The sequence below is a fragment of the Nannocystis exedens genome, assembly GCF_002343915.1.
GTDB lineage: Bacteria > Myxococcota_A > Polyangia > Nannocystales > Nannocystaceae > Nannocystis > Nannocystis exedens.
Genome location: NZ_NETK01000001.1, coordinates 10649330 through 10675419, shown reverse-complemented (window position 1 = coordinate 10675419; position 26090 = coordinate 10649330). Strand labels below are relative to the sequence as shown.

Sequence of the window (26090 nt, the reverse complement as noted above, 5' to 3'; positions counted from 1 at the left end):
CATCGACGCCGCAAGCCGCAGACCCGCGATCGACCTCGTCAATTCCTCGCCACGCGCGCTGCCGCCGCCGCGAGGATTGCATCTCGCTCCGGCAAATCGTGCCAACCGGCGACCACCTGTCTTTGTCCACACCAACGGCCGCCCGGCCTTCGGCGAAGCACCGTCACCCACAGCCCCGCATGAGCCCCCGCGCCTTCCTGCAATTCCGCCGCGACTCCCCTCTTCGCTCCGTTGGCCGGCCGCCCGCCGTTCGCCGGTTAGCGTTCGTGTCGCTCGGCCCCACCGTCGCCCGCGACGCGGGGGCGACTTCGCCCCACCTCCCGCCCCGCAAGCAGCGTCCCCGCTCGCGGACGATGAGCCGCGGCGCGACATCGACTACCGTGGAACCCAGGAGGCCGCATGACCCGATCGCGCCTGTACATGTTCGGATTCGCGGCCGTGCTCGCGTGCGGCGAGTCCGGCGCCCCGACCACCGAGAGCACCAGCGACGGCAGCACCACCGGCACCACCGGCGCGCCCACCACGGGCACCACCACCGGCACCACCGACACCCCGCCCGCGACCACCGACCTCCCCACCGGCGGCAGCATGGGCGGCACCGACAGCGCGAGCGGCACCACCGACGCCGCCACCGGCACCACCGACGCCAACGAGGGCACCGGCGGCGGCGGCGAGGGCAGCGGCATGGCCTGCGCCAAGTGGTACGACGCCTTCGTCGACTCCTACCGCCCGCAGTGCGAGTGCCAGGTCTCGCTCGGCATGTACGACAGCGTCGACGAGTGCCTCGCCGCCACCGTCCCGCCGCAGAGCTGCACGTGCGAGATCTTCGCCCAGTCGCCCGACACCGCCGACCAGCTCAAGTGCTACGAAAAGGCCGCCCAGGACAAGGCCGACTGTCTGTCCGGCCTCGGCCTGTGCGCCGCCGAGCCGATGCTCGAGCTGTGCGACGACCTCCAGCTCAGCGCCCTCCTGCTGTGCGGCAACCCGCCCAAGGAGATCTGCGACGCCATCACCATGATGTGCGAGGACGCCCCGCTGCTGATCTGCCTGTTTTGAAGCGGCGCTCGCCGCCACCCGATCCTCGCCCCGCAGGTCCGGGCGCGGTCGCCCCGACCGAGCTCCTGCCTCGTCGGAGCCAGCGACCTCTCCGGCGCTCGCCGTCCGCAGACGATCGGCTCTCCACGCGCGCCGCGACGGCACGCCGACGATCGCGAGGAGCCGGACGCGCTCGTGGCCCCGGTGGTACGCTCGCGTCGCATGCCCATCGGCGATCCGCAGGACCTTCGCGTCCGTGCCTTGACCGAGGAATTGATCCATCGTCTGCGCGGCTTCATCGCCGGGCGAGAGACCCCTGCCACCTTGCAGCAGTGGGCCCAGGCCACCTGGGGTAAGGGGCAGGAGGGCCCCGTCGCCGCCAATCGTCTGGCCACCGAGGCGCTCCACGACCTGTGGAACGCCGACTCGCGCTTTCCGCCCGGCGACCTCACCAGTCCCCCCATCTTTCGCCCCGTCGACGCTGCCGCGACGCTGCGACGATTGACGCGCGGCAGCCTCGACGGCCCGGTCTGCGAGGTCGCCGCCCTGAAGGCCCCGCTGCACCAATTCGCCGCCCGACTCGACCTCGAGACCGAGCGCCACGTCCTCGACGGCCTCGGCTGGTTCGAGTTCTTGCAATTCGCCTCGCCCGGCACCGGCAGGGCGTTCGACCTCCAGCGCCCGCTCGAGCGCCGCGACACCGACAATCTCCCCACTTTGGTCCGCGCCTCGGCGACCGGCGACGCGCAGGAGATCCTGCAGGACCTGTTCGAGACCCTCGTCATCGACCACGACGACGTCGCCGCGCTCGCCGACGATTTCGCCGCCCTCGAGCTGCCGAAGCGGACGCTGTGGCGGCAGGACGACAACGGCAACCGCGCTCAGGTGGCCAGCTTCACCGGCGTCCGCAAGGCCGAGGCCGCGCTGACCCATTACGCCGCATTGATGCACAAGCAATTGTACTGGCTCGAATGAGCGCGGCGGCCCGCCGACCGCCGTGTCGACCCCGCACCATCACCGAATCCATCGAGGCGCTGTTTCGTCGCGCCGCGAACCGACGAACCGGCGCGCCTCGTCGATCACGTGTCGCTCCGACGGCTCCGCCCGGACCGCGTCGGACGCACGCACGCATTCGCCTTCGTGGTTCGCGTGATGATGTCCGCGTTCGCGGTGTTCGAGTCGATGTCGAGAGCCGACCCCCATCTCACTCCTCGCAGCGCGCTGTCCGGCGTATCATCCGCGGATGCCCGCAGGTCCCCGGCTCCCCTGGATCGCGCTCGTCGCCCTCGTCGCCGCGTGCGGCGACAACACTCCGGCGCTCGTCCCCGCCACCGCGTCGACGACCGCGGGCAGCACCTCGACCGGCGGCGAGGGTGGCCCCCCGACGAGCACCGCGAACCCCGACGACGGCACCACCGACCCGCCCGTCACCACCGCCCCCCCGACCACCGGCGGCGAACCGGGCACCACCGGCGAGCCGGGCACCACCGGCGAGCCGGGCACCACCGGCGAGCCGACCCTGCCCGGCTGCGGCGACGCCCCGCCGGCCGACTTCGTGGCCGAGCCGAGCGCGCCCGCCGACGGCGCCGCGGTCCCCGGGCCGTCGGTCGATCTCGTGGTCACGATCGGCGGCACGATCCTCGCCGACGCCACCGCCAAGTTCCACCTCCGCGAGGTGCACACGCTGACCGACGCCGACGATTTCACCATCGTCATCCTGCCCGACACGCAGAACTACACCCAGTTCCCGGGCAACTTCCCACAATACCCGGCGCAGACCCAATGGGTGTGGGACCACCGCAACACCGACAACATCGTCGCCGTGCTGCACAACGGCGACGTCGTCCAGCACGGCAACATCGAGGAGATCGAGTGGCAGCGCGCCGACACGGCGATGAGCACCCTCGAGAAGACCGGGACCAAGTTCCCCGACGGGATCCCCTACGGGATCGCCGTCGGCAACCACGACAACGGCGCCAGCTTCCACGACGACATCCCGTTCTCGACCGCCCTCTTCAACAAGTACTTCGGCGTCGACCGCTTCGAGGGCCGCGCCTACTACGGCGGGCACTACGGCAAGAAGAACGACAACAACTGGATCCTCGTCCGCGCCGGCAACCTCGACATCCTCATGGTGAGCCTCGAGTACCGCGGCGACCTCGGCCAGGACCCCGACGTCCTCGCCTGGGCCAGGGGCGTCTTCGAGGAGCACCCCCACGCGCTCGGCATCGTCAACTCGCACCACATCGTCAAGGCGAACGGCGACTTCTCGGCCGAGGGCAAGCAGATCTACGACGTGATGAAGAAGGTCGACAACGTCCAGTTGATGACGAGCGGGCACATCAAGGAGTTCCGGGCGCGCCGCACCGACAATTACATGGGTCACCGGATCCACTCGATGCTCGCCGACTACCAGGACCTCATCGTCCCCGCCGACGACTGCGCCGGCGGCTGCGGCTACATGCGGATCTGGCGGTTCTCCCCGCAGAAGAACCAGCTCAAGGTCGAGACCTACTCGCCGTCGCTCGACAAGTTCATGACCGGCGACAAGGAGCAGTTCACCCTGACCGTCGACCTCTCGGCGGCCACCGGCGTGTTCGAGGTCGTCGGCCAGACCGCCGGCCACGACGCCACGCTCGTCCACACCGTGACCGACCTGAAGCCCGGCGCGACCTACGAGTGGTACGCGATCGTCCGCGAGTGCGGCGCCAAGGTCACGACGCCGACGCGGACCTTCACCGTCGAATGACTCGTTCTTGCCGAGGGTCGCGGCAGAACGGCTGCCACGCCCGACGCGAGCTCACCGGCCTCGGTAGGGGGTGAGCCGGGGGATCCAGCAGCGGACGTGGCCGCGGTAATGATCATAGCTGTCCCCGAAGCGCCGCGAGAGATCGTCCTCCTCCATCGGACGGGCGACGAGGTGCCAGATCACCCCGCCCGCGACGGCGTAGGCGAGCGTGCCCCACGAGCCGACGTACAGGCCGACGGCGAAGCCGACCCCGAGGCCGCCGACGGCCATCGGGTTGCGCAACCAGCGGTACGGGCCGGAGACGACGAGCTCGCGCGCGGTCTGGGTCGGGAACGGGGTGCCGCGGCCGGTGACCGCCAGCGCGACGCCCGACCAGAGGTTGAGCGCCGCGGCGACGACCCCGAACGCGAGCGCGGCGAGCTGCTGCCCCGCGAACGCGAACGCCGGCACCCCGAGCGCGCCCTCGACCCGCCCGATCGCCCACGGCAGCGCGACAATGAAGACGGACCAGAACACGAGCGTCTGGCCGAGCGTCGTGGCGAGGTTGGCGGCGACGGAGCGCTCGGCGGCGGGCGTGAACACCTGCATCTTCGGCCGGCGAGAGTGTAACAAGAACCGGGCGCGGCGGCGTCGCGACCGGGGCATGCCGCGCGGCCCGCGGTCGCGTACCATCCCCGCGTGACCGTCGACCCCCGAGCGCCCGCCGAACGCCGCGCGACCCCGGCGGGGCCATCTGCACGGCGCGCGGGTGCCCTCGCCTTCGGCTGGAAGACCGCGCTCGCGCTGCCGCTCGCCGCGCTCGTGGTCGCCGAGACGCTCACCGCGTTCGCGGCGATCCTTCGGGACCACCTCGCCATCCATTACGACCGCTGGTTCGAGCTCGGCATGGTGGCCGGGCAGGTGGTGTTCCAGTGGGCGGTGCTGTGGCGCCGCACCTGGCGCGACCGGCTCGACTACGCCGTGATCCTCGTGTTCGTCTCGAGCCTCGGCGCCGCGCTCCTGTGGCCGCTGCTGCTCTGGAATCGCGTCGCGCCGGTCCGGCCGCTCGTCGCCGTGACCTACTTCTTCGCGGTCGTCGCGGTGATGTTCGCCGTCCACGCCCGGCTCGTGAAGCAGGCCGCGCTCCCGCTCGTGCTGTGCGTGACGTGGGTCGTGTATCGACTGCTCATCCTGCTCGTCGTGCTCCCCTGGTGACGCGAGGAGGCCGCCCGTCGCCGTGCGACCCTGCAGCCTGCGCCGATGCCCGTCGTACCGATCGACAGGCTTCGCGGCGCAGCTCCGGCGATCCCTCGCTACGCCTGCCGAGCGGGTCGCTGAAGGAAGTCGCGTGTGTCGTGGCCCTTGTCGGCCGCGACGGTGCGACGGGGCACGCGAGGCGCCGCCACCGGACATGGGGCGCCTCGGCTCACCGACGACAGGCAGTCCAGCTCACTCCGGCGATTGCCCGTGGCCGACCCGCGAGGCTGCGCGGGGCCGCAGGACGGCCTTCTGTCCGTGGCCGGGGGCCCGGAGGGTGTGCAGTTCGAGCTCCGGCTGCGGGGCAGGCGCACCGTTGGAGCCGCCGGCGTCGGTGGGGCAGAGCCACGACAGGTTGTCGTCGTCCATCGTCAGCTCGACCTCGAGGTCGGTGAATTGGACCTTCGGGTTGGTCGTGGTCGCCAGGTTGCCGGCGAGCGCGATGTCGGCGGTGGGGACGGTCAGGACGATGGCGTTGCCGCCCGAGAGCACGCAAGGGGTGGCGACTCCGGCGAGCACGGTGAGCCCTTCGATCGCGATCGGCACGCTCGACGGCGGGTCCATGGTCGCAGAGAAGGTCAGGAAGACCTCCGATTGGTTCGGGTCCTCGGCGAGGTAGTAGAATCCGCCGACGTTGAACGAGCCGGCGATCCAGTTCATGCTCACGACGACGCGCGTGAACTGGGGGTCCTGCATCGCCGCCAGCATCGGCTCGATCTCGGCGCCGACGACCATGTTGCGGGCATCGACGGCCGCCTGCGCGTCCGCCTGCAGGGCCCCGTCGTCGGGCTGGGCGGCGGGGGCGACGTCGGCGAGCAATAGGTCCGCGGGCGGGTCGCCGTCCTCGACCTTGAGCTCCCAGCCCGGGACGGCGTCGCGGCGGAGGAGCAGGCCGGACAGCACGCCGAGGTCGTAGAATTCACGGCCGCTGTCGAAGGTGTCGCCGCCGAGGAAGACGCCGTCGGCGAGGTGAGAGACCGCGAGCGCGAGCAATTCCTCGTCGGCGGCGTCGCAGCCGAGCTCGGCGAGGGCGCTCATCATCAGGCTGGCGTACTCCGCCGAGCCTTCGGTGCAATCGTAGCGGCGGCTCGCCGCCATCTCGTCGGCGTGCTCGGAGAGCAGGCGCTCGCGCCAGTGGGCCGCGGCGGCCAGGCCGTCCTCGCCGTGCACTTCGGCGAGCAGCGACCGCAGCAGCTGCGCGCGCAGGTAGCGGGGCTCCCACGGCTCGGGGTACGGCGCGGAGCGGCTGCCGTTGCCGACGTTCCAGTCGTTCTGGTCGCTGAGGAAGTGGAACCCCTCGTGGAAGATCAAGGCGGTGGCGAAGTCGGGCCAGACCACCCCGCCGTTCATCATGATCGCCTCATTGGTCTCCTGCGTCCCGTCGAGCGAGATCCCCAGGGTCAGCGCCCCGCCGAGCTGGTTGATGTTGAAGAAGGCGGTCCACTCCGGCGGCAGCGTATCGAGCGGCCCCTCGGTGACTCTCGGCGGCTCGCCGTCGCCCTGCTGATAATTCCACACCCACGCCCGGTTCTCCGACTCCGAGGCCAGCAGCACCTGGCGCGCGCGATAATTGGCCTCGACGTCGGGCCAGATCCGCTCGGGGCACTCGTACATCGCCACGTCGAGCGCGGCGAGGATCTTCTCGACGCGGGTCAGCGGCTCGCCGTCGGTGGTTTCGCCGGTCGTCGGCGGCATCGTCGTCGAATCGCCGCCGGTCGGCGAATCGGTGGTGGTATCATCGGTCGTGCCGGTGCCGTCGGTCGTGCTCGTCGAGGTCGATCCGGTCGGGCTGTCGGTCGATTCGCCCGAATCGTTGTTGCAGGCGGCGAGCGCCGCCCCGACGAGGATGATCAAGGGTCGTATCGAGATGATCATGACGACCCGAGGGTCACATTCCGCAAGGAGTCTGTCGAGAGACGCCGATCGGACGCGCGAGCCGCGAATTTCGGCTGCGCACGCGTCGACCCGGACTCGTCCTGCGGCGCTGAAGCACCAGCGCGGCGCCATGGTGCCCCCGAGTGCCCGGCCGGCCCGCGCGTCGACGAGGACGCCCCGACGCGCGCGTCGGAGGCGGTGTTGCTCGCGGTGCCGCCGCACGCGCCCAGCCGGCGGCCTCACGGGCAATCGACGGCGTCGGCCGGGTGCGCCTGCAGCACCGCGTGGAGCGTCGCCTCGAGCAGCGCGCTCGCGTCGGCGACCGGGAGGCCGTAGCCGACGTGGATGTGGCCGGCGGCGACGTTGTGCGGGGCCAGCTGGTTGTAGTAGAGGCCGTGCAGGCCGAGGAAGCCGGACAGGAAGTTGCCGCTGGTCTGCTGGTCGACGACGACGCTCGTCAGGCCGAGCGGCTCGGTCGCGGCGACGATCGCCTCGATCGGGAGCTGGCTCGGCAGCGTCTTGCCCTGGCGGTATTCGCTGATCGCGTCCCACGAGCGCGACTCGGTCGTCGCCTTCGTCGGGTGGTGTTCGGCGCCGTGGGCGTCGGACAGCCAGTCCTGGGCGGGACCGCCGGGGTTGTCCAGGCCGTGTCCGCCCTCGCGCGCCTCGACCTCCCAGCCGATGTCGCCGCCGCGGCTGGTCGTCACGAGGATCACCGGCTGGTATTCGTCCACCAGCCGCCAGAAGTCCGCCGAGGTCGCCTGGTAGTCGACGCGCAGGTCGTAATCCGGCGAGCCGACCGCGCCCGGCTCGCCGATATCGTCATCGGTCGGATCGCCGTCGGGCGGAAACTCGGGGAAGAACGCGTAGACATCGTAGCCGTGGCCGCCCCAGTTCGCCCCGATCCAGCCGTCCGGGTTCTGCGTCGGATCGGTGCTCCACGGCCGCAGCATCTCGTTCGTCGGCGGCCAGTAGCCCATCAGCACCACGTTCTTGGCGCAGCCGATCGGGCCGGTGGTGGAACCTTCGCCGGTCGTCGGGTCACCGGTGGTCGCGTCGCTGCTCGACGCGTCGCTCGACCCGCTCGTCGACGAGCCCGTCGACGATTCACCGGTGGTCGGGGCCGTGATCGCGTCGCCGGTCGACGACGTCGTGGACGGCTCGGTCGTCGCCGGGACCGCGGTGGACGAGCCGGTGTTCTCGCCGGGATCCGCCGGCTCGCCGCAGGCCGCCAGACTCGCGAGCAATGTTGCGAGGCGTCGGCGTGAAGCCATGGGTTCGGCAGGCGTGAAGCTCCGGTTTCGCAGGCACAGGGCGTAGGACATCGCCGTACGATACCTGGAGGTCGGTGAGCCTGGATCGGCCGCCGGACGGGTCCGCGCATGCGTTCGCGCCTCCCCCTGGCGTCGCGACCTGCGACCCGCGGACGACGCACGTGATGCCGAGCGCTCGGGGCGAGCTCCGGGGGTCACCCTGCCACGTCCGGCGTGTCGAGGGCGCGACGCGGCTCCCGCCACGACCACGCCGCACCGCTCACCACGACCACGTCAGCGTCTCGCCCTCCGCGACCGCGGCCCAGCGATCGCGGGCGGCGTCGAGCGCCGCGAGGGCCTTCGTCAGCTGGGCGTCCGTCAGCGGGCACGGTTTGAGGCCGCGCCCCTCCGTGCGCTGGCCGCTCCACACCCGGTGGGCCCACGACACCATCAATTCGGCCGGCATGGCCGCGTCGCCGTAGCGGCGCAGCTCCTTGAGCCCGGCGCGCTTGTTGCGGCCCTTGAGGACGAGCTCGAACCCCTCGAACATCGCGCCCTTCTCCACCGCCGCCCAGAAGCCGTCGGTGAGCCCGAGCGCCGCCTCGACGGCCGCGTGCGCCAGATCGTGGGGGATCGTCGGCCCCGTCTCGCGCGCGGGCAGGCGGATGTCGGGCCCGCGTCGCTCGCGGACCTCGATCGAGTGCCGATTGCCGGGCTCCTTCTTGAAAACGATCTGCATGCCGCGATTCGTCCGGGCCCACAGCTAACCGAAGCCCCGCCGCCCTCGCAAGGCCCGGGCTTGGTCCGACCCGGCCCGCGGATCCGCGCCGGCGCGCCGGCCCCCGGTGAGCACGTCTCCGGCGCTCGCCGGCGCCGTGCTCCCAGGGGCGCGCCGCGGCTCACTGCACCACCACGCCGCTCTTCATCACCCCGTGGATGTTGCCGATCAGCACGCTCGTGTCGGCGAGCGGGTCGCCGTCGACCGCGACGATGTCGGCGAAGTAGCCGACGGCGACGCGACCGACCTCGTGTTCGACGCCGATGCTGGCCGCGCCCTCGATCGTCGCCGCGCGCAGCGCCGCGAGCGGCGTCATCCCGGCCTGGATGAACTGCTCGAGCTCGCGGGTGTTCTCGCCGAACCCGCTGAACACCGCGTCGGAGCCCATCGCGATGTCGACGCCCGCGAGGTAGGCCTGGTTGGCGGTGGCCAGGTTCAACGCGATGTAAGCCTCGAACTCCGCGGCCTTGCCCGGGTCGTAGCCGAAGTAGGCGATGTTGTCCCTGTAATAGCGGTTGTGATCGATCGTCGGGACGTACGTGACGCCCATCGCCATCATGTCCATGAAGTCGATGGTATCGAGGCCCTCGGGGTGCTCCAGCGAGTCGGGCCCGGCCATGATCGCCAGCTTCGCCGTGTCCGCGTGGTAGGCGTGGATCGCGATCGGCCTGCCGAGCGCGTGCGCCTCGTCGACCGCGGCCTTGAGCTGCTCGAAGCTGAACTTCGAGCTGCAGACCAGCTTGTCGTCGCTGCAGTCGTCGGCCCACACCTTGATCAGGTCGGCGCCGTCGGCCACGTTCTGCTGGATCCACCCCTTCATCACCTCGATCGACGGCACCGGTCCGCTGATGCCGTAGCCGGCCGTGTAGATCCGCGGACCTGGGACCTCGCCGGCCGCGATCGCGTCGCGCAGCTCGGCGACGAGGTAGTCGCCGGGGCCGCAACCCTTGTCGATCGCCGTGGTGACGCCGAGCTTGACCGTCTTCTCCGCCGCCTGCCGCGCCAGCTCGGCCAGGGTCTCCGGCGAGTTCTGGAACAGCCACCAGCTCCGCTGCCACGGGAAGGTCCCGGGCTCGTCGTCGGTCTGATAGATGAAGTGGGTGTGGGCGTCGACCAGCCCGGGGACGCCGGTGTAGCCCGACCAGTCGATGACCTCGGCGCCGCACGGGATCTCGGCCTCGTCGGTCTCGACCGCGACGATCCGGTCCTCGTGGACGATCACGATCGCGGGCTCGAGCACGCTGCCGTCGGCCGGATCGATCAGCCGCGCGAGCTTGACCGCCCGAGAGCCGCTCTCGCAGCCCTCGGTCGTGCTGGCCTCGGTCGTGCTGGCCTCGGTCGTGCTGGCCTCGGTCGTGCTGGCCTCGGTCGTGCTGGCCTCGGTCGTGCTGGCCTCGCTCGTGCTGTGCTCGCTCGTGCTCTCGGTCGTCGCGCTCTCGGTCGTCGCGCTCGCGGCCGTGGTGTCCTCGGTCGTACCGTTCGTGCCGACCTCGCTCGTGCTCGCCTCGCTCGCGGAGCCGTCGCTCGTGCTGCCGGCGGTCGGATCGGTCTCACTGGTGATCGCGGTGGTGCTCGTGTCCGGCCCGCCGGTGCTCTCCGGCGCGGACGTGGCGGCCGCGGTCGAGCCGTCGCTCGTGCCGTGTTCGGTCGTCCCGGCGGTGCTCGTCGCGCCGCCGCCGTCACAGCCGGCGATCGCGACGATCCAGCAACCCAGGCTCGCGCACCGGGTGATCCTATGGAGCGAGTGCATGCGGCTGCGCAGCCGGACGGCGGAGGTCGTAAAGGAATAGGAGTCGGTGACGGGACGTGGCGTCGAATGCATGCCCGCCCATCTCCGGCAGCGCCGATTCCCGTCGAAAAATTTTTCGACCCCTCACGATTGTCGCGCGGCGCGACGTGACGACGAGCGGCGCGCGGAATGGCGCGCCGATCCTCGGTGTCGACCTGAATCGCGACCCCGCGAGGATCCGCCTCGCGCTCCAGCGGTCCCCCGGAGGTCACGCCGGCGCTCGCAGCCGCCGCCCGGCTTGTCGGCGCCGACCGGCCTCGCTACCCTCGCAGGCCGGCGTCGCGGCGCACATGTCTCTTCGACCATGTCCCTGCCTCGCGGCGCTGTGGCTGGCGCTCCTCGGCCCGCGCGAGGCCGCGGCCGCGCCGTCGTGGCTCGAGCTGCGCTGGCCCGAGCTGGCCGGGTGCCCGCCGCGGGCCGAGGTCGAGGCGACGGCCGCACGGCTGACCGCCGGCGGGACGCCGCGGCGGGTGACCGCCGAGGCCCGCCTCGCCGCCGACGCCGGCGGCTACACCCTCGAGCTGCACGTGCGCGACGCCGGGGCGGTCCAGCGGCGGACGCTCCGCAGCCCGCGCTGCGCCGCGCTGGCGGACGCCACCGCGGTGATCGTGGCCCTCGCCGCCGCGCCGACCGCCGTCGCCGCGCGAGTCGTCCCCGGGCCGCCCGCGAGCGCGGGCGATTCACTCGAGGTCGACGTCGGCCCGGCCCCGCCCGCGCCCCCCGCGAGCCCGGGCGACCCGCTCGAGGGCGACGGCGGCCCGGCCCCGCCCGCGAACCCGGGCGACCCGCTCGAGGGCGACGGCGGCCCGGCTCCGCCCGCGTCGCCCGCATCGGCCGCGGCCGACCCTGGCGAGCAGGCCGCCGCCCCCCCGCGCGCACCGGCGCCCGCGCGACGAGGGCCCGGGCTCGCCCTCGGGTTCGGCGCGGCCGCCGGCATCGGGCCCAGCCAGCGCTTCGCCGCCGGCCTGTCCGGCACCTTCACCCTGCTGTGGCCGCGCGCCCGGCTCGACCTGCGCGGCAGCGGCTGGCTCCCAAGCCCGCTGCGCGACGCCGACCACCCGGGGGCCGGCGCGTCGCTGCGGCTCGCCGCCGGGGCCGTGCGCGGCTGTCCGCGCCTCGTGCGGCGCGCGTTCGCGCTCGAGCTGTGCGGCGGCGTCGAGCTCGGAGAGCTGCGCGCCGCGGGGCTCGGCCTCGAGAGGAGCGAGACCAGCCGCCGCTTGTGGGCAGCCGGCCTGCTCGCGCCCGGCCTGCAGTGGCGGCCGCTGCGACGGCTCGCGCTCGGGTTCGAGGTCGAGGCCGTGGTCGCCTTCACGCGCCGCAGCTACGCCACCCGCGACGGCGGCGTGTTCTACACTGTGCCGCCGGTGGGCGTGCGTCTGGGCGGCGGGATCGCCGTGCAGTTTTTCTGACGGATCCGTCGCCGGCCGGAGATACCGCGACCACATGCAGCTGCAGCCCCTCGAGCCCGAGCTCCGCGCGGACACGCCCGCCTCGTTCGAGGCGCTGTTCCGCGAGCACTTCGGCTTCGTGTACCGCAATTTGCGGCGCCTCGGCGTGCCGCCGGCGGCCGTCGAGGACGCGGTCCAGGAGGTCTTCCTCGTCGTCCTGCGCCGCCCCGACGCGCCGATCACCTCGGTGCGCGGCTGGCTGTACGGCATCGCCCGCCGGATCGCCTGGCGGCAGCGGCGAAGCGTCGGACGGCAGAACCGCCTGGCCCAGGCGTTCGCCGACGAGGCCCCCCGCGCGCTCGACGGCGCCGTCGCGGTCGCCGAGCGCGAGGCCGCCGAGCTGCTCGAGCGCTTCCTCGGCCAGCTCGACGAGGACAAACGCGCGGTCTTCCTGCTCGCCGAGCTCGAACAGATGACGGCGCCGGAGATCGCCCGCGCCCTCGAGGTCAAGGAGAACACGGTGTATTCGCGGCTGCGGGCGGCCCGGCAGGAGTTCGACCGCACCTTCGCGCGCGTCCGCCTGCGCGAGCGCCGGGCCACCGGCGAGGCCGCGCTCGACGAGCGCGCGCTGCTGCTGAGCCGCGCGCGGCGGGCCGGCGAGCCGCACGCGGCCGCGCGTCAGCGCGTGTGGCTCGCGCTGGTCGCGGGGGCCGGGCTGGCCGGGGCCGGCGAGGCCGCGGCCGCGTCCGGCGGCGCCGCGCCGGCCCAGACCTCGGCCTGGAGCGGCGGCGCGGCGCGGGTCGAACCGCTCGCCGCCTGGTCCGGCACCACCGCCGGCGGGCACGCGCTCGGGGTCGCGGTCGTCGGGCTCGTCGGCGCGGTGCTCGTCGCCGCCCGCCCTGCCGTGAGCGACGCCCCCGCGACCCCCGCGGCCCCGTCGCGGCCGCGGCCCGCAGCACGCACGACGGCCTTCCCGCAGCGCCGCCTCCGACCGAAGCCGCCGGAGCCGCGCCCGCCGCCCCCCCTCGGAGGCCTTCGCCCGCCTCGCCGCCGCGGCCGCCCGCGCCAGCCAGGCGCCGCCGCTCGCGTCCCGCCCGCCCGCCGGGGCTCCTATCAATGTCCCCAAGGTCATGTCCGAAAGGTCATCCAACGAATCGCCGCCCGCCTCCGCCCGCACACAGGCCCCGCTCGACCTCGACGTCCTGCGCCGCGAGTCCAGCCTGATGGCCGACGCCCGCGCCGCCCTGAGCGCCGGCGCCTGGTCGCGCGCCCACGCGCTGCTGCAGCGGCACGCGCTCGAGTTCCCGGCCGGCGCCCTGGTCGAGGAGCGCCGGCTCTCGCTCGTCACCGCGCTCTGCTCGCTCGGGCAGGTCGAAGCGGCCCGCGCCGAGATCGCCCGGATCGACGGCGAACGCCCCGGCTCGGCCGCGGCGCGCAAGGCCCGGGGGCTCTGTCCCGCGGCGGCAGGAGGTTGAACGTGCGCTCGCCCCCGCCTCGCCCGCTGCTCCTCGCGTTCGCGCTGACGGCCGCCGCCTGCCCGCTCCCGCCGGACTTCGTCGGCGAGACGCTCCCCGAGCGCACGAGCAGCGATTCGGCCAGCGTCACCGGCCCCGAGACGGGCATGAGCGTCACCACCGTGGCCCAGGACCCGACCACGACCACCACCGGCGGCACGACCGCCACCAGCGACGAGACCGGCGCGAGCACCACCGCGGGGGCCGGCGCCTACGGCTCGTTCTGCGAGCTCGTCGGCGCCGAGCCCGACCTTCAGCGGACGGTGATCGTCCCGCAGCCGGCCTGCGACGGCGGGATCTGCCTGCTCGTGAGCGACGGCGCCCCGCTCGCCTGCATGACCGACGTCGAGTGCGCCGACGAGGCCGAGGGCTCGGTGTGCGCCGGGAACGGCCTGTGCAACCTGTCGCCCGCGTTCATCGAGGCCAACGCGCGCTGCACCCGGGCCTGCGAGACCGACGACGATTGCCCGGCCGTGCCCGGCTGCGCGGACGGGCTTCGCTGCGCCCCGATCACCCTCACCGGCGACCTGTGCTGCCAGCGGGTGTGCGCCTGCAAAGACCACCTGTCCGCCGTGCAGGCGAACGAGGCCGAGGTGCTGTGCACGCAGCCCCGGACGTGCGGCTGACGCGATTCGGCGGGCCGCGGTCTCGATAATAGAACTCCGCCCGGATCCCGTGCTCGGAAGTGTCCTGCGCGCAGCCTTGGGCGTGCGGCTGACGCGATCCGGCCGGGGCCGCGGTCTCAATAATAGAATTCCGCCCGGATCCCGCGGTGCTCGGAATAGTTCAGCTCCGGGTCGGTGTCGCCCGTGAGCTGCTTCGCCGCGGCCTCGGCCTCGGCGTACGTGATCGTGTGGGCGCGGCGGGAGCGGGCGCGGCAGCCGTGGCCGTCCTGGCCGAACAGCATGTCGATCCGGCGCTCGCCGCCGATCGTCCAGTTGTCGTCGAGGCAGGCCTGCAGGCCGCCGCCGGACTTGCACGCGCGGAAGATCGGGTCGCGGTAATTGAGCGCGCCGCCGACCTCGCCGTTGGCCTCGGCGTACCACGGGCGCCAGTCGTCGTTGTCCTTGCGGTCGGGCTCGTTGAAGTCGCCGCCGAAGATCAGCAGGTCGCCGCCGAACTCCTTCTTGTGCAGCTTCGCGTCGGCCTCGAGCACGTTCTGCTTCGCGCAGGCCGGATCGGGCCCCTCGCCCTGCGCGGTCGCCCAGTGCAGCGAGGCGACGGTCACGTCCTTGTCGGCGATCTTGTCGTGCAGCTTGATCATCACGTTGCGGGTGCGCGCCTGGTGGTTGCGCACGCACTCGCCGTCCTTGTTGACCCACGACTGCCACACGTGCTTCTCTGAGGCCTTGGCGAAGCGACCCTGGCGGATGATGATCGCGTTGGTCTGCTTCTCCTTCTCCTTGCCGCACGGCGACAGCTGCGTCCACGGGTCGGCGTCGGCGATGATGCCCTCGAAGATCCCGGGCAGCTCGTCGGTCATGCGCTGGACCAGCGTGTCGAGCTGCGCGGCGTCCGAGATCTGCTGGACCAGGAACAGGTCCGGGCTCGGCTCGATCGACTTCATGTACGCGATGAGGTCGGTCCAGTCGCCCGGGCACTGCTCGCCCTGGATCTTCAGGTTCTCGATGTTGTTGACGTAGACCTGGATGAACGCCGGGTCGTCGTTGATCGCCTTCGGCGCGTCCACGGCCGGCGGGGCGTCGTCCTGGTGCGCGCACGGATCGACCGGCGGCTCGTCGCCGGTCGACGCCGGCTCGCCCGTGCTCCCGGCCTCGCCCGTGCTCCCGGCCTCGCCCGTGCCGTCGGTGGTCGCGGGCTCGCCCGTGTCCGACAGCGCGCCGGTGGTCCCCGTCGTCGACGTCGTCGACGTCGTCGGAGGATCGCCGGTCGTGCGGCTCGTCGGCGCGTCGGTCGTCCCGGCCTCGGTCCCGGTCGTCGCGACCGCGCCGGAGGTGCTCGTCGCGTCGGTGGTCGCGGTCTGCTCGGTGCCGGCGCTCGTGTCCGAGCCGCAGGCGGCGGCGAGGAGCACGAGCAGGAGCGCGAACCGGCGAGCCGGCGCGGGAGGAGAGTCGGCGGGTAGGATGCCTTCCATGGCCGCTCGAGCCTAGCCCATCCCGCGCAGGCTCGCGCGAGCTCGCGAACGCGGGCCTGCTGCCGGGCTCAGGGGTACGTCGCCCGCAGGTTCATCATGTACTCGGCCAGGGTCTGCGAGATCCGGATCCCCGCCGACGAGTAGTCCGTGTTCGCCGCGCAGGTGCTCGAGTTGCACTGGTTCCACACGGTGTTGCCGATGATGTACGGCCCGTTCACGCCGGGGCTGTTGCTGTAGATCGGGCCGCCGCTGTGGCCCGCGCTCGAGTCGCAGCCGGTGCGCAGCTTGCCGTTGGTGCCGTAGAGCGGCCACCGCGAGTCCGGATCCGACACCGCCGGGGCGACGCCGGCGCAGGTCAGGTCGGCGTAGGCGATGTTGCTCGTGCAGGGCGACGGCGCCAGCGAGTCGTCGCAGGCGGGGTAGCCGACGTTGCTGGTCGCCCAGGTCGCGACCGTCGCGTCGCCGGCCCAGTACACGCCGAAGTACCCCGGCGCGCCGTTCGGGCTGCTCGCCCACGGGTTCGCCGGCAGGATCAGGATCGCCCAGTCGTTCTTCACGCACGACGCGGTGTAGCTGGTGTTGCAGCCGTCGTTGAGGTACGAGATCGGATACACCGCGCCCTGCGACGTCACCGTGCCGTAGGGCAGCTCGGCGCCGTTGCGGCGGGCCCGGAAGGTGTGGTTGGCGCTGTAGTTGCCGGCGTCGTCGAAGATGCAGTGCGCCGCGGTCAGCACCAGGCGGTTGCCGAACAGCGCGCCGGTGCAGCCGCCGCCGACCTTGCCGACCCGGCGGAACGTCGAGTGCGTGAGCGAGATGCCCTCGAGCGAGATCCGGTTGTCGACGTCGTGCGACCACCCGCGCGGCGTCACGATCCCCTCGACCTCGTCGTCCTCGCCCGGGCTGGCGTCGCCGAACCCGAGGGCCTGCAGCTCCTCGGCCGCCGCGTGCACCGCCGCCGCATCATAGGTGGCGATGTACTCCGCGCTCTCCTCGTAATCGACGTAGACGACGCCGAACTTGCCGCCCTCGCCGGCCTCGTACTGCGACAGCAGCGGGTCGCGGCTGGCCAGCCGGTGCTGCGGATCCTCGTCGACGATCGTCGGGTGGAACTCGTAGTCGTCCGGCAGCGTGACCAGCTCGATCGGCGCCCGGAACTGCAGCTCGGGCGCGACGCCGAGCTCCGAACCCTCGGCGGCCTGGGTCTCCTCGCCGGCCTCCGGCGCCGCGTCGCAGGCCGCAGCGGGCAGCAGCAAGGCGCTCAGGGCACAGGCGAGGCGGGACGCGGATACGCGACGAGTGCGGGTCGAAATCGTGGAGGCAGGGACTGGGCTGCGATGCATGCCGGAGGAGTGCCACTCGACCGCCCGTCAATTGCACCGCCGTCGTTTTTGCCTCGCAGACCGCTCCGCGCGCTCCTGCGACCCTCCGCGGCCCGCGGCGTGTGACCTCCTTCACCGGCGGCGTCGGCGATAACGTCCCGAACCGCGCCTCATTCGCGGGCCTCTCCCGCGAGCCTGTCGAGGACCCTCTCGATCACCGCACACCGCCTTTGAATGTCCCCAAGGACATGTCTGAAAAACCATGCGCGCTTCGCCCTCGCCCCGCCCGCGCGGCGCCGCGACCTGTCGCCCGGCGGTCCTCGTCTGCACGTCCTGCGCGACCTCGTGGAGGTCACGGTTCGCCGCGCCGCCGCGCCGCCGCACGGGCGCGCTCAGGCCAGGCGGCGCCCGTGGTACACGGTCACCGGCGAGCCCTCGGCGAGGAACGCCGAGCGCGGCGCCGCGGCCAGGGCGGGCGCGAGCTCGCGGCCGTAGAGCGCGGCCACGTCGAGGTCGAGCTGCGGCTCGAGGCCGGCCCAGGCTCGCCAGGGCGGGTGCTCGACGCGGTACTCGACGGTCGGGCGCCCGGGCCCGGCGACGTAGCCCCAGTAGTGCTCGGCGATGAACTCCGCCTCCGACCCGGGCACGAGCGCCGCCGGCTCGCCGCGGTACCCGAGGCTCAGCGCGTGCCAGCGACCGCCCACGCGCACCCCGTAGCCGACCCGGCCCGCCGCCTCGGCCGCGGCCGCCGTCCGGGTATGTCTCATCGGCCAGGCCTCGTAGCGCTCGCCGTACAGCCGCCGCGCCACCATCGCCACCGCCGCCCGCGGCACGATCTCCTTGAGGAACGCGACCCCGCGCTTGTACCCGTCGGGGCCGACGTGGGGCTCGTCGTCGCGTCCGCGGCGACGGACGTAGAACCGGAGGTTGAGCTCCTCGAAGTTCCGGTGCCACGGGATCGGGCAGCCGAGCAGGCGCGTGCGCAGGAACATGAACCCGACCAGGCTGACGTAGGCCTCGCCGGCGAACAGGTCGAGCTCGGTGCCCGGCGGCACGTGCGGCGCGAGCACGGCCGGGTCGACGGCGAAGTTCAACATCACGAGGTCGCGCCACTCGGCGGTGAGGAACGCGGCGTCGGCCATTGGTAGAGAGTAGCCGACTCGCGGCGCGCCGCGCCTGCCCCTCGCGGGCTGCGACCGGATGCCCCGCGAGCAGAACTGCGCGAGCGCGGAACGCGACCGTCAAAGATTTTCTTCGCCGCGGGAAATTGAATCCCCGACGACCACCACTGACCGATCGCCGACCGGCCCGTCCCCCGCTCCGGACGCCGTTCCGCGGCCTCTCCTCGACCTCCCGGCGAGACGACATCGCATGCACGCCCTCACCAAGACCGTCACCCTCATCGTAACCTCGCTCGGGCTCACCGCCTGTCCGGCCGACATCCCCGCCTCGACGGACGGGACGTCGAGCACCGGCGATCCCACCGGCGACACCAGCGACGAGCCGAACCCGACCACCGGCACGCCGACGTCGACCTCCGACGAACCGTCTCCGACCACGACCGACGCGCCCGCGACCACCGACGCCCCGGAGACCACCGACGCCCCGGAGACCACCACGACGACCGAGGGCGCGACCGACACCCAGCCCGTCGACACGACCACCACGGACGGCGAAACCACCACCACGACCTCGACCGACGGCACCACCACCACCCTCGGCGACACCACCACCCCCGACGACACGAGCACGACCGCGGGAGACACCGACGGCGGCGGGCCCGACCTCGACGATCCGCACCAGCTCGACTGCTTCTGGCAGGACGCGCTGCCGAACCTCAAGCTCCCCGGCTACGCCGGCCCGCTGCTCTCGGTCGACCTCGACGGCGACGCCCGCGAGGAGCTCGTCGTCGGCCTCGGCAAGTCCAATTTGCTCCCCTCGCAGACCAGCGTGGCCGTGCTGGGCGGCCTCGGCGGCACCGCCTTCGCGCCGCCCGTCGTCACCCCCACCGGGCCGATGGTCCTCTCGCCCTGGTCGCTCGCCAGCGCCGACTTCGACGGCGACGGCAAGGCCGATCTCGCCGTCGCCGACCGCCTGAACCAGGCCGTGCAAGTGCTGCGCAACCAGGGCGACGGCAGCTTCGCCCCGCCCGTCTCCTACTTCGGCGTGACCAGCCCGAGGGCCGTCGTCACCGGCGACTTCGACGGCGACGGCAAGGCCGACATCGTCGCGCTCACCCCCCAGAGCGACATCGTCTTCCTGCGCAACCAGGGCGACGGCACCTTCGCCATCGCCGGCAGCATCAACTCGGGCGCAAGCAGCTTCCTCAGCCGGCCCGTCGCCGCCGCCGACCTCGACGGCGACGGCGACCTCGACCTCGCGCTGCCGAGCTTCAACACCGACAGCATGGTCGTGCGGTTCGGCAAGGGCGACGGCACCTTCCCCACCTCCGCCGTCCTCCCGACCGGCGACAACCCCGGCTCCGTGGTCGCGGTCGACTTCGACAGCGACGGCGACGTCGATCTGGCGCTCGGCCACGGCGGCGAGGACGCCGCCGTGCAGGTGCTGTGGAACCTCGGCGGCGGCAGCTTCGACGTCCCGCAGACCGTCGAGGTCGACGCCACCTACGACGACACCGTGGTGGTCTTCGCCGCCGACATGGACGACGACGGCCACGTCGACATCATCACCGCCAGCCCCGGCTCGCACTGGATCAACGTCGTCCACAACAGCGGCGTCGGCGACTTCTTCGACAGCGGCACCTGGGACGCCGGGCAGAGCCCGATTTCGCTGGTCGCCCGCGACGTCGACGAGGACGGCCGCCGCGACCTCGTCGTCAGCAACAGCGACGACCTCAGCCTCTCCATCCTGCGCCAGCACGAGGACGGCACGTTCGGCGAGACGCCGACGCGGCTCGACGAGGGCGACTTCTGGGGCGTGCTGCTCGAGGACGTCACCGGCGACAGCAAGCTCGACATCATCGCCGCCGGCTACGGCTTCGTCCGCGTGCTGGCCGACGACGGCGCCGGCAACTTCCTGCCCCCCGTCGCCTACGGCGCGCTGGGCACCAACGGGGAGAACCCGGACGCCGTCGACCTCGACGGCGACGGCGACACCGACCTCGTGGCGTGCGGCGGGAGCAACGTGACGGTGCTCCTCAACCAGGGCGACGGCGCCTTCGTCCCCACCGCCTATCCCAGCGGCCAGTGGCTCCGGGACGCCGTGCCCGGCGACTTCGACGGCGACGGCGTGCTCGACCTCGTCAGCATCGACTTCACCAGCGTCGCCCTCCTGCGCGGCCTCGGCGGCGGCACCTTCGGCCCGGCGGAGGCGAAGTTGGCGGGCACCCATCCGGCCATGATCGAGGCCGCCGACTTCGACGCCGACGGCGACCTCGACCTCGCGCTCGCCGACGACCCCGACAACCAGCCGCACCGGATCACCGTCATGCTCAACGACGGCGCCGGCGGCTTCGCCAGCGCGACCGTCCGCACCGACCCCCTCTACTACATGCATCTGCACGTGCGCGACCTCAACGGCGACGGCAAGCCGGACCTCGCGGTGTCGCGGAACGACCGGATCGACCTGCTCGCCGGCCAGGGCGACGGCACCTTCGTCGAGAGCGGCAGCCATGACATGGGCGTCAACCGCAGCATTTACATCCAGTCCGCCGACGTCGATTTTGACGGCGTCCTCGACCTCATCGCCCCCGACGCCACGCTGTCGGGCGTCGGCGTGCTGCGCGGGCAAGGCGGCGGCGCGTTCGCCCCGGCGGTCAAGACCGTCATGCACGCCAACGCCAACACGTACGGCGACGTGCTCCTCGCCGACGTCGACGGCGACGCCGCGCCCGACCTCGTGTCCGGCGGCAGCGCCCTGTCGACCGCCCTCAACGACGGCGCCGGCAACTTCGCCCCGAGCACCCCGTACACCGCGGACTTCATCCGCGCCGTCGCGGCCCGCGACGCTGACGGCGACGGCAAGGCCGAGATCGTGTACGGCAACGAAAAGGGCCTCTACTTCATCCCGAGCACCTGCCGCTGACGCGCCCGGGGACCGCGGGCGCGGCGCGAACCGCCGCGCTCGCGTTCCCGAGCGAGCACCCCGTGCCTGCCTAGCGGACCTCGTCGAGCCACGCGACCAGCCCGTCGAGCAGCGCGGGCACCACGGGCAGGCTCGGATCGACGTACGCCTGCCACTGCGACGCATCGTCGAGCGTCGCCGCCTTGAGCACGTGATTCATCCCCTCGACGATCATCAGCCGCGCCTTCGGGGCGGCCGACGCCAGCCGCTCCGCGTCGACGATGCTCACCTGAATGTCCGTCGTGCCCTGGACGATCGCGACCGGCACCTCGAGCTCCGCGACGATCGCCGCCGGATCGTGCGGGAACAACGACAGCAGGTACGGCTGCACGCTCGGCCGGAACAGGCCGTACAGCTCGGGCGACACCTCGGCCACCTCCTCGCCGGCCTCGAGCGACGCGATGATCGCGTTCGCCTCCGCGAGCAGCCGCCCGCTCAAACGCTCCGCCAATTGCTCGCGCAGCACCTCCGCCGCGGGCCGACCCGCGCCGGCGATCGACACGAACGCGTCCGCCGGGCTCTCCTGCGCCGCCAGCATCCCGATCAGCGCGCCCTCGCTGTGGCCCGCGATCGTCACCCCGCGGAAGCGCTCGTCCCCGGCGAGCCGCTCCACCCACGCCGCCGCGTCGTCGACGTACATGTCGAGGCGATAGTCGCGCTCCGACGCCGGCCCGGCGGCGGCGCTGGCCGCCACCCCGCGCTTGTCGAAGCGCACCGCCGCCACCCCGCGATCGGCCAGCCCCTCGGCCAACAGCTTCAGCGAGTCGTTGACCATCCCGGGGGAGTTGCCGTCGCGGTCCGTCGGCCCGGAGCCGGCGTGGATCAGCACCACCTCGAACGGGCCGCAACCGGCCGGCAGCAGCAGCGAGCCGTCGATGTCGCCGGTCGGCGTCGCCAGCACGATCGGCGCGCTGCTGGCTCCCGGACACGGCGCCGCCAGCTCGCTCACGGCGCTGTCGCCCGCGCCGGCCGGCTCGTCCGCCGCCACAGCACCGCCCGGCTCCGGGCCGTCGCAGGCGCCCGCCGCGAACAGCAGCGCCAGCGCCGCGCCGGCCAAGCACACAATTCCCGGACGCACGAATCGCCCGGACCCTCGAAGATCGTCGTTGCGCATGAATCACATCACCCCGGAGACCCGCCGTCCGACGAGGCCTCGCACACGAGGCCCGGATGTGCTCCGAGACCCGGCCCGCGTCAAGGCGGCGAGGCGAAAGAAGCGTCATCGGCCGCCTTCGCGGCGAAACGCCCGACCCGGCGCCCGTCTCGCGCGACCCCTTCGCGGTGTAAGCAATGCGTAATGTCTGGACCCGGATCGACCCGGCGAAGCACCGGGTCGACGTCGTCGCCCCGTGCCGCGGCGGACTCGACGGACCGCTCCGCGGCTCGTCCGCCCGTGGCACCGCGCTAGCGATGCCTCCACGCCGCGCTCGCCGGTTGCGGCCCCGTCGCCAGGTTCTGCGACGGCGTCGCCTCCTCGTGGCGCGACGCGAACACCCCGATCGCCGCCTGCAGCGCCTGCGCGGCCGCCTCGAAGCGGCGCACCGAGCCTGCCAGCGTCACCTCGAGCCAGGTCGTGCGCGCGGGCGGGGGCAGGCGCTCGAACGCCTCGCGCGTCATCACGTGGACCCATCCGGCCGTCGTCGCCACGATCGACGCCGTGCGCGCGGCGCCGGCGAACGCATCGATCCCGACCAGCGCGCCCGGCTCGAGGCGACCCAGCAGCAGCGCCCCGCCGCGGGCGTCGACCGTCCGCAGCACGTCGGCCTGGCCCGCCGCCAGCACCAGCACGCGCGCGTCGGCGTCGCCCTGGCGCAGCAGCACCTGGCCGGCGCGGAACGCCTGCGGCGTGAACGCCTCGGCGATCGCCGCGCGCACCTGCGGGGTCGCGCGGCCGAGCAGCGGATGGTGCGCCAGGAACCCGGTCAGCGGCGGACAGTCCGCCGGGTTCGGCGTGGTGCGGGCCACCCGGCGCCACAGTCGGCGGAAGATCCCCGACGACCCCGACGACGGCGCCGCGAACTTGCCCACCTGCAATTGCGCGAGCACCCGGTCGAACACCTGGCTGCGGTGCGTCGCCCCGGCGATCGCCCGCCGCAGCAGCGCGTCGTGGACCGGGCAGCCCAGCGCGCGGAGCTGGACGATGCCGGCCCGCGACAGCACCAGCGCGTGCGTCCGCACGCTCGCGCGCACGCTGGCGAATCGCCGCCCCTCCCCGGTGTAGAGCGCCGACTCGCCGATCGTATCGCCCGCCTCGACCCGCCCGATCACCGTGCCGTCGACCAGCACGTCGAGCGCGCCGGCGAGGACCAGCGCGAACGCGTCCGCGGGTCGTCCTTGCCGCCACAGGAACGACTGCTCGCGGACCTGCACCACGCTCCACAGCGGCAGCGTCGCCCGCAGCGCCGCCTCGGGCACCTCCGCCAGCACCCCCGACAATGCGAACAGCAGCGGCTCCATCTCCCGTTCGTGGCCCGAACTCCTGCGCTGCGCCACGCGACGCGATCACGCGTCACCCGGCGGCCGCTCCCGCGCGTCCGCATGTCATGAATCGCGCGACCTCGGCGACCGCGCGATCACCGTCGGCGTCTGGCGACAGCGCGGGGGCGGGCAGCGCCACGGACGCCGCAGCCACCTGGCCGATCGACCATGGCCTCTGGACCATCCCCGTCCGGCGCCTGCCCTGGGCCGTCGCGCCCGGCCCGGAGCACCGCGGCCGGCGCGAGCCCGGCCCCGGCGTCCCTGCAGCGGCCGATGCCCTCCAAAAAGCCGAGCTTAAATGCGAACGGCGGAAGCATTGCTGCGAACCTGTCGCAGCGCCCCGCCGACACCATCGATTACCATGTCCCATCATTCGCGTCAAATCGCGTTTCCGATCGCGCGCGCCGGCGCTCCCCAGGGCCGGCAGCCCCCGCCCGCCAGCGCTCGCGCGGCATTCGGCGAATCGCGTTCATCCGCCCGCCATCGCCGTCACCGACGGCAATCGTGCATGGCCCTTCCGACAGCGCTCGACGCACCCGTCCCTCCGAACACCGTCAACAAAGCGCCCGACCACCGGCTGTCGTGGCCGGCCGCGCGCACCGATCCCGCCGACGTCCTCGCCGCCGCGCAGCCCCGCCCGTCGGCGCCGACGAGCGGCGGCGCCTCCCCACGCCCTCCTCGCCCGCCCCGCCGCGCTTTCGCAGCGACCCGCGGCGCTCCGACGACCCGGCGACCTGCACCATCGACCATGTCGTCGGGTTCATGCGCATTCCGCCGGTCGTGCCCGTCGCCTCGCGGGCGCGCTGCCGTGAATGCGCCTACATCGCCGCCTCGGTGCATCGCCATCGATCCGCGGACGCCGGCATGAGCACGTCCCCCGCCCGCGCCGCCACGCAAGTCGTCGGCGCGCAGCCGGTCGTCCTCCTCGTGCCCCGGCTCCCGCGGCGGGTCGAACCGTTGCGGCCGGCGGACGCGTCCGAGGGGCGCAGGCCGGTCCCTGGCCGCGCGGCGTGCCGGATCGCCTCGACTCGGCGGGGACCTCTCCGGGGCCGGCCATCGCCGCCGCAGCGTCGAGCCTGCTGTGCGCCGCGAGTCGCAGGGCTCCCTCGCGGCTGGCCTCCGGGGCGCCCGCCCCGCTTGCAGGTACAATTCCGAGTCGGCGATTCGCGGTGAAATCGGCTCGTACGCGCGTGCGGCCCGTGCTACTCGTCTCTCCCGGCGATGCGGATCGGGATCACCTACGACCTCAAACCTGCGGATGCACCGGCCGCGTCGGAGCCGAACGACCTTTACGAGGAGCTCGAGGCGATCGACACCATCGTCGCCATCGAGCAGGTCTTGCGGCGTCGCGGGCACGACGTCGTCCGGCTCGGCGGCGGCCGGGCCCTGCTCGACCTCTTGATCCGCGGCGGCCTCGTCGAGCGCCTCGACGGCGTGTTCAACCTCGCCGAGGGCTTCGGCGGGCGCGGCCGCGAATCGCAGGTCCCCGCGCTGCTCGAGCTGCTGGGCGTCCCGTTCACCGGCAGCGACGCGCCTGCGCTCACCCTCACCCTCGACAAGCGGGTCGCCAAGCTCGTCGCCCTCGATCACGGCCTGCCGACCCCGCCGTTCCGCCTCGTCCCGGTCGGCGACACCTGCGACGACCGCGGCCTGCGTTACCCGCTGTTCCTCAAGCCCGTGGGCGAGGGCTCCTCGATCGGGATCCGCAGCCGCTCCCGCTGCACCGCACCCGCGCAGCTGCACGACCTCGTCCGCTCCTTGCACGCCGCCTACCGCCAGCCCGTGCTGGTCGAGGAGTTCTTGCCGGGCGAGGAGTACACCGTCGGCGTGATCGGCAACGGCGACGACGCGCGCGTCCTCGGCGCCATGCAGATCGTCCCCAGCGGGCCGCTCGACGAGTTCGTCTATTCGCTCGAGTACAAGCGCGATTATTCGGTCGACGTCCGCTATCACATGACCGACGAGCTGCTGCGCCGCGGCGCCGTCTCGCCGGCGCGCCTCGACCGGATCCACGAGCTCGCGCTCGCCGCCCACCGCGTGTTCGAGTGCCGCGACATCTCGCGCGTCGACCTGCGCTGCGATCGCGACGGCCGGGTCCAGTTCCTCGAGATCAACCCCCTGCCCGGCCTGCGGCCCGGCTTCAGCGACCTCGCCAACCTCGCGGCCGGGCACGGCTGGAGCTACGACGCCCTCGTCGGCGGGATCCTCGACGCCGCCCGCGGGCGCTGGCAGGCCGCCTCGACCGTCGCCCGCCCGCCCGCGCTGGCGGCGATCACGGCCGCCGCCTTGCCGGCGGTGACCGGCGATTCGCCCGACGTCCTGACCTGATTCGACCGCCGCGCCGCGCCGCGACTGCCCCCATTCCGGCGGCGCCGCGCCGGCTCCGGGGCCGCGCGATGAAGCCGATTGCGCGCCCCGGGCGGACGCGCGCCCGCAGCCGGCGCGCGTGCTCGTTCGATCCCGCGAATTCGCCCGATCGTCGCGCTGCCGCGGCCCCG

At 73.0% G+C, this 26090-nt stretch carries 20 protein-coding genes and 1 pseudogene; 10 read left to right on the top strand and 11 right to left on the bottom strand.

Going from position 1 to position 26090, the window contains the following annotated elements:
* The first annotated feature begins 399 nt into the window (after positions 1-399).
* The 3 genes from NAEX_RS41580 (at position 400) to NAEX_RS41570 (ending at position 3784) form a co-directional block, all read left to right on the top strand.
* On the top strand, positions 400-1056 hold the full coding sequence (locus tag NAEX_RS41580; protein WP_096333007.1) for a hypothetical protein: 657 nt from the start codon (positions 400-402) through the stop codon (positions 1054-1056).
* A gap of 201 nt (positions 1057-1257) precedes the next feature.
* On the top strand, positions 1258-2010 hold the full coding sequence (locus tag NAEX_RS41575) for a hypothetical protein (protein ID WP_096333006.1): 753 nt from the start codon (positions 1258-1260) through the stop codon (positions 2008-2010).
* A 268-nt stretch (positions 2011-2278) separates the two neighbouring features.
* Complete coding sequence (locus NAEX_RS41570; protein ID WP_096333005.1) at positions 2279-3784, top strand: metallophosphoesterase; 1506 nt, start codon at positions 2279-2281, stop codon at positions 3782-3784.
* A gap of 51 nt (positions 3785-3835) precedes the next feature.
* Here the strand turns inward: NAEX_RS41570 and NAEX_RS51565 are convergent, their stop codons facing one another.
* Positions 3836-4366, bottom strand: a complete 531-nt coding sequence (locus NAEX_RS51565; RefSeq protein WP_170136454.1) for a methyltransferase family protein — start codon at positions 4364-4366, stop codon at positions 3836-3838.
* A 96-nt stretch (positions 4367-4462) separates the two neighbouring features.
* Between NAEX_RS51565 and NAEX_RS51560 the strand changes: the two genes are divergently transcribed.
* Positions 4463-4978, top strand: coding sequence for a hypothetical protein (locus NAEX_RS51560; protein ID WP_170136453.1), 516 nt, complete (start codon positions 4463-4465; stop codon positions 4976-4978).
* A gap of 234 nt (positions 4979-5212) precedes the next feature.
* Here the strand turns inward: NAEX_RS51560 and NAEX_RS41560 are convergent, their stop codons facing one another.
* The 4 genes from NAEX_RS41560 to NAEX_RS41545 form a co-directional block, all read right to left on the bottom strand.
* Positions 5213-6895: a hypothetical protein gene (locus tag NAEX_RS41560; RefSeq protein ID WP_096333003.1), complete on the bottom strand. Its 1683-nt coding sequence runs from the start codon at positions 6893-6895 to the stop codon at positions 5213-5215.
* A 239-nt stretch (positions 6896-7134) separates the two neighbouring features.
* Positions 7135-8142, bottom strand: coding sequence for a hypothetical protein (locus tag NAEX_RS41555; protein WP_096333002.1), 1008 nt, complete (start codon positions 8140-8142; stop codon positions 7135-7137).
* 286 nt (positions 8143-8428) lie between these two features.
* Positions 8429-8887 carry a hypothetical protein gene (locus NAEX_RS41550; RefSeq protein WP_096333001.1) on the bottom strand — a complete coding sequence of 153 codons (459 nt, stop codon included), beginning with the start codon at positions 8885-8887 and terminating at the stop codon, positions 8429-8431.
* Between the two features lie 160 nt (positions 8888-9047).
* Positions 9048-10748: an amidohydrolase family protein gene (locus NAEX_RS41545; RefSeq protein ID WP_096333000.1), complete on the bottom strand. Its 1701-nt coding sequence runs from the start codon at positions 10746-10748 to the stop codon at positions 9048-9050.
* Positions 10749-11005: 257 nt separating this feature from the next.
* On the opposite strand from NAEX_RS41545, the gene NAEX_RS41540 reads away from it, so the two are divergent.
* Entirely contained in the window at positions 11006-12124 is a 1119-nt protein-coding gene (locus NAEX_RS41540) for a hypothetical protein (protein ID WP_096332999.1), read from the top strand.
* A gap of 34 nt (positions 12125-12158) precedes the next feature.
* A pseudogene (locus NAEX_RS53485) lies at positions 12159-12593 on the top strand (RNA polymerase sigma factor); the annotation flags it as partial.
* Positions 12594-12781: 188 nt separating this feature from the next.
* Here the strand turns inward: NAEX_RS53485 and NAEX_RS53480 are convergent.
* Positions 12782-13066, bottom strand: a complete 285-nt coding sequence (locus NAEX_RS53480; protein WP_170135322.1) for a hypothetical protein — start codon at positions 13064-13066, stop codon at positions 12782-12784.
* Between the two features lie 167 nt (positions 13067-13233).
* Here NAEX_RS53480 and NAEX_RS53475 point away from each other — a divergent pair, with 167 nt between their 5' ends.
* Both NAEX_RS53475 and NAEX_RS53470 read left to right on the top strand, forming a co-directional pair.
* The gene (locus NAEX_RS53475) at positions 13234-13578 is read left to right on the top strand and encodes a hypothetical protein (RefSeq protein ID WP_170135321.1); all 345 of its coding nucleotides are present in this window, start codon (positions 13234-13236) and stop codon (positions 13576-13578) included.
* Between the two features lie 2 nt (positions 13579-13580).
* Positions 13581-14243, top strand: a complete 663-nt coding sequence (locus tag NAEX_RS53470) for a hypothetical protein (protein ID WP_100793050.1) — start codon at positions 13581-13583, stop codon at positions 14241-14243.
* A gap of 116 nt (positions 14244-14359) precedes the next feature.
* On the opposite strand, the gene NAEX_RS41530 is transcribed toward NAEX_RS53470, so the two are convergent.
* From NAEX_RS41530 to NAEX_RS41520, 3 genes are all read right to left on the bottom strand, one after another.
* Positions 14360-15712, bottom strand: a complete 1353-nt coding sequence (locus tag NAEX_RS41530) for an exonuclease/endonuclease/phosphatase family protein (RefSeq protein ID WP_096332998.1) — start codon at positions 15710-15712, stop codon at positions 14360-14362.
* 68 nt (positions 15713-15780) lie between these two features.
* Entirely contained in the window at positions 15781-16965 is a 1185-nt protein-coding gene (locus NAEX_RS41525; protein WP_096332997.1) for a trypsin-like serine peptidase, read from the bottom strand.
* Between the two features lie 458 nt (positions 16966-17423).
* Positions 17424-18173, bottom strand: coding sequence for a YqjF family protein (locus NAEX_RS41520; RefSeq protein WP_096332996.1), 750 nt, complete (start codon positions 18171-18173; stop codon positions 17424-17426).
* A 229-nt stretch (positions 18174-18402) separates the two neighbouring features.
* Here NAEX_RS41520 and NAEX_RS41515 point away from each other — a divergent pair, with 229 nt between their 5' ends.
* Positions 18403-21075, top strand: a complete 2673-nt coding sequence (locus NAEX_RS41515; RefSeq protein WP_170136451.1) for an FG-GAP repeat domain-containing protein — start codon at positions 18403-18405, stop codon at positions 21073-21075.
* 70 nt (positions 21076-21145) lie between these two features.
* On the opposite strand, the gene NAEX_RS41510 is transcribed toward NAEX_RS41515, so the two are convergent.
* Together NAEX_RS41510 and NAEX_RS41505 are read right to left on the bottom strand one after the other, a co-directional pair.
* Positions 21146-22192 (bottom strand): alpha/beta hydrolase family protein, encoded by a 1047-nt coding sequence (locus NAEX_RS41510; protein ID WP_211302560.1) that lies wholly within the window; start codon positions 22190-22192, stop codon positions 21146-21148.
* A gap of 326 nt (positions 22193-22518) precedes the next feature.
* Complete coding sequence (locus NAEX_RS41505; protein WP_096332994.1) at positions 22519-23571, bottom strand: cyclic nucleotide-binding domain-containing protein; 1053 nt, start codon at positions 23569-23571, stop codon at positions 22519-22521.
* Between the two features lie 1242 nt (positions 23572-24813).
* Here NAEX_RS41505 and NAEX_RS41500 point away from each other — a divergent pair.
* On the top strand, positions 24814-25920 hold the full coding sequence (locus NAEX_RS41500; protein WP_096332993.1) for a D-alanine--D-alanine ligase family protein: 1107 nt from the start codon (positions 24814-24816) through the stop codon (positions 25918-25920).
* The last annotated feature ends 170 nt before the right edge of the window (positions 25921-26090 follow it).

Bases quoted from the DNA above. Each gene is read 5' to 3' on its own strand.
- NAEX_RS41520 (WP_096332996.1), bottom strand. From the start codon at position 18,173: ATGGCCGACGCCGCGTTCCTCACCGCCGAGTGGCGCGACCTCGTGATG.
- NAEX_RS41575 (WP_096333006.1), top strand. From the start codon at position 1,258: ATGCCCATCGGCGATCCGCAGGACCTTCGCGTCCGTGCCTTGACCGAG.
- NAEX_RS53475 (WP_170135321.1), top strand. From the start codon at position 13,234: ATGTCCGAAAGGTCATCCAACGAATCGCCGCCCGCCTCCGCCCGCACA.
- NAEX_RS41515 (WP_170136451.1), top strand. From the start codon at position 18,403: ATGCACGCCCTCACCAAGACCGTCACCCTCATCGTAACCTCGCTCGGG.
- NAEX_RS41580 (WP_096333007.1), top strand. From the start codon at position 400: ATGACCCGATCGCGCCTGTACATGTTCGGATTCGCGGCCGTGCTCGCG.
- NAEX_RS41505 (WP_096332994.1), bottom strand. From the start codon at position 23,571: ATGGAGCCGCTGCTGTTCGCATTGTCGGGGGTGCTGGCGGAGGTGCCC.
- NAEX_RS41570 (WP_096333005.1), top strand. From the start codon at position 2,279: ATGCCCGCAGGTCCCCGGCTCCCCTGGATCGCGCTCGTCGCCCTCGTC.
- NAEX_RS41530 (WP_096332998.1), bottom strand. From the start codon at position 15,712: ATGGAAGGCATCCTACCCGCCGACTCTCCTCCCGCGCCGGCTCGCCGG.
- NAEX_RS41560 (WP_096333003.1), bottom strand. From the start codon at position 6,895: ATGATCATCTCGATACGACCCTTGATCATCCTCGTCGGGGCGGCGCTC.
- NAEX_RS41545 (WP_096333000.1), bottom strand. From the start codon at position 10,748: ATGCATTCGACGCCACGTCCCGTCACCGACTCCTATTCCTTTACGACC.
- NAEX_RS41500 (WP_096332993.1), top strand. From the start codon at position 24,814: ATGCGGATCGGGATCACCTACGACCTCAAACCTGCGGATGCACCGGCC.
- NAEX_RS41550 (WP_096333001.1), bottom strand. From the start codon at position 8,887: ATGCAGATCGTTTTCAAGAAGGAGCCCGGCAATCGGCACTCGATCGAG.
- NAEX_RS41540 (WP_096332999.1), top strand. From the start codon at position 11,006: ATGTCTCTTCGACCATGTCCCTGCCTCGCGGCGCTGTGGCTGGCGCTC.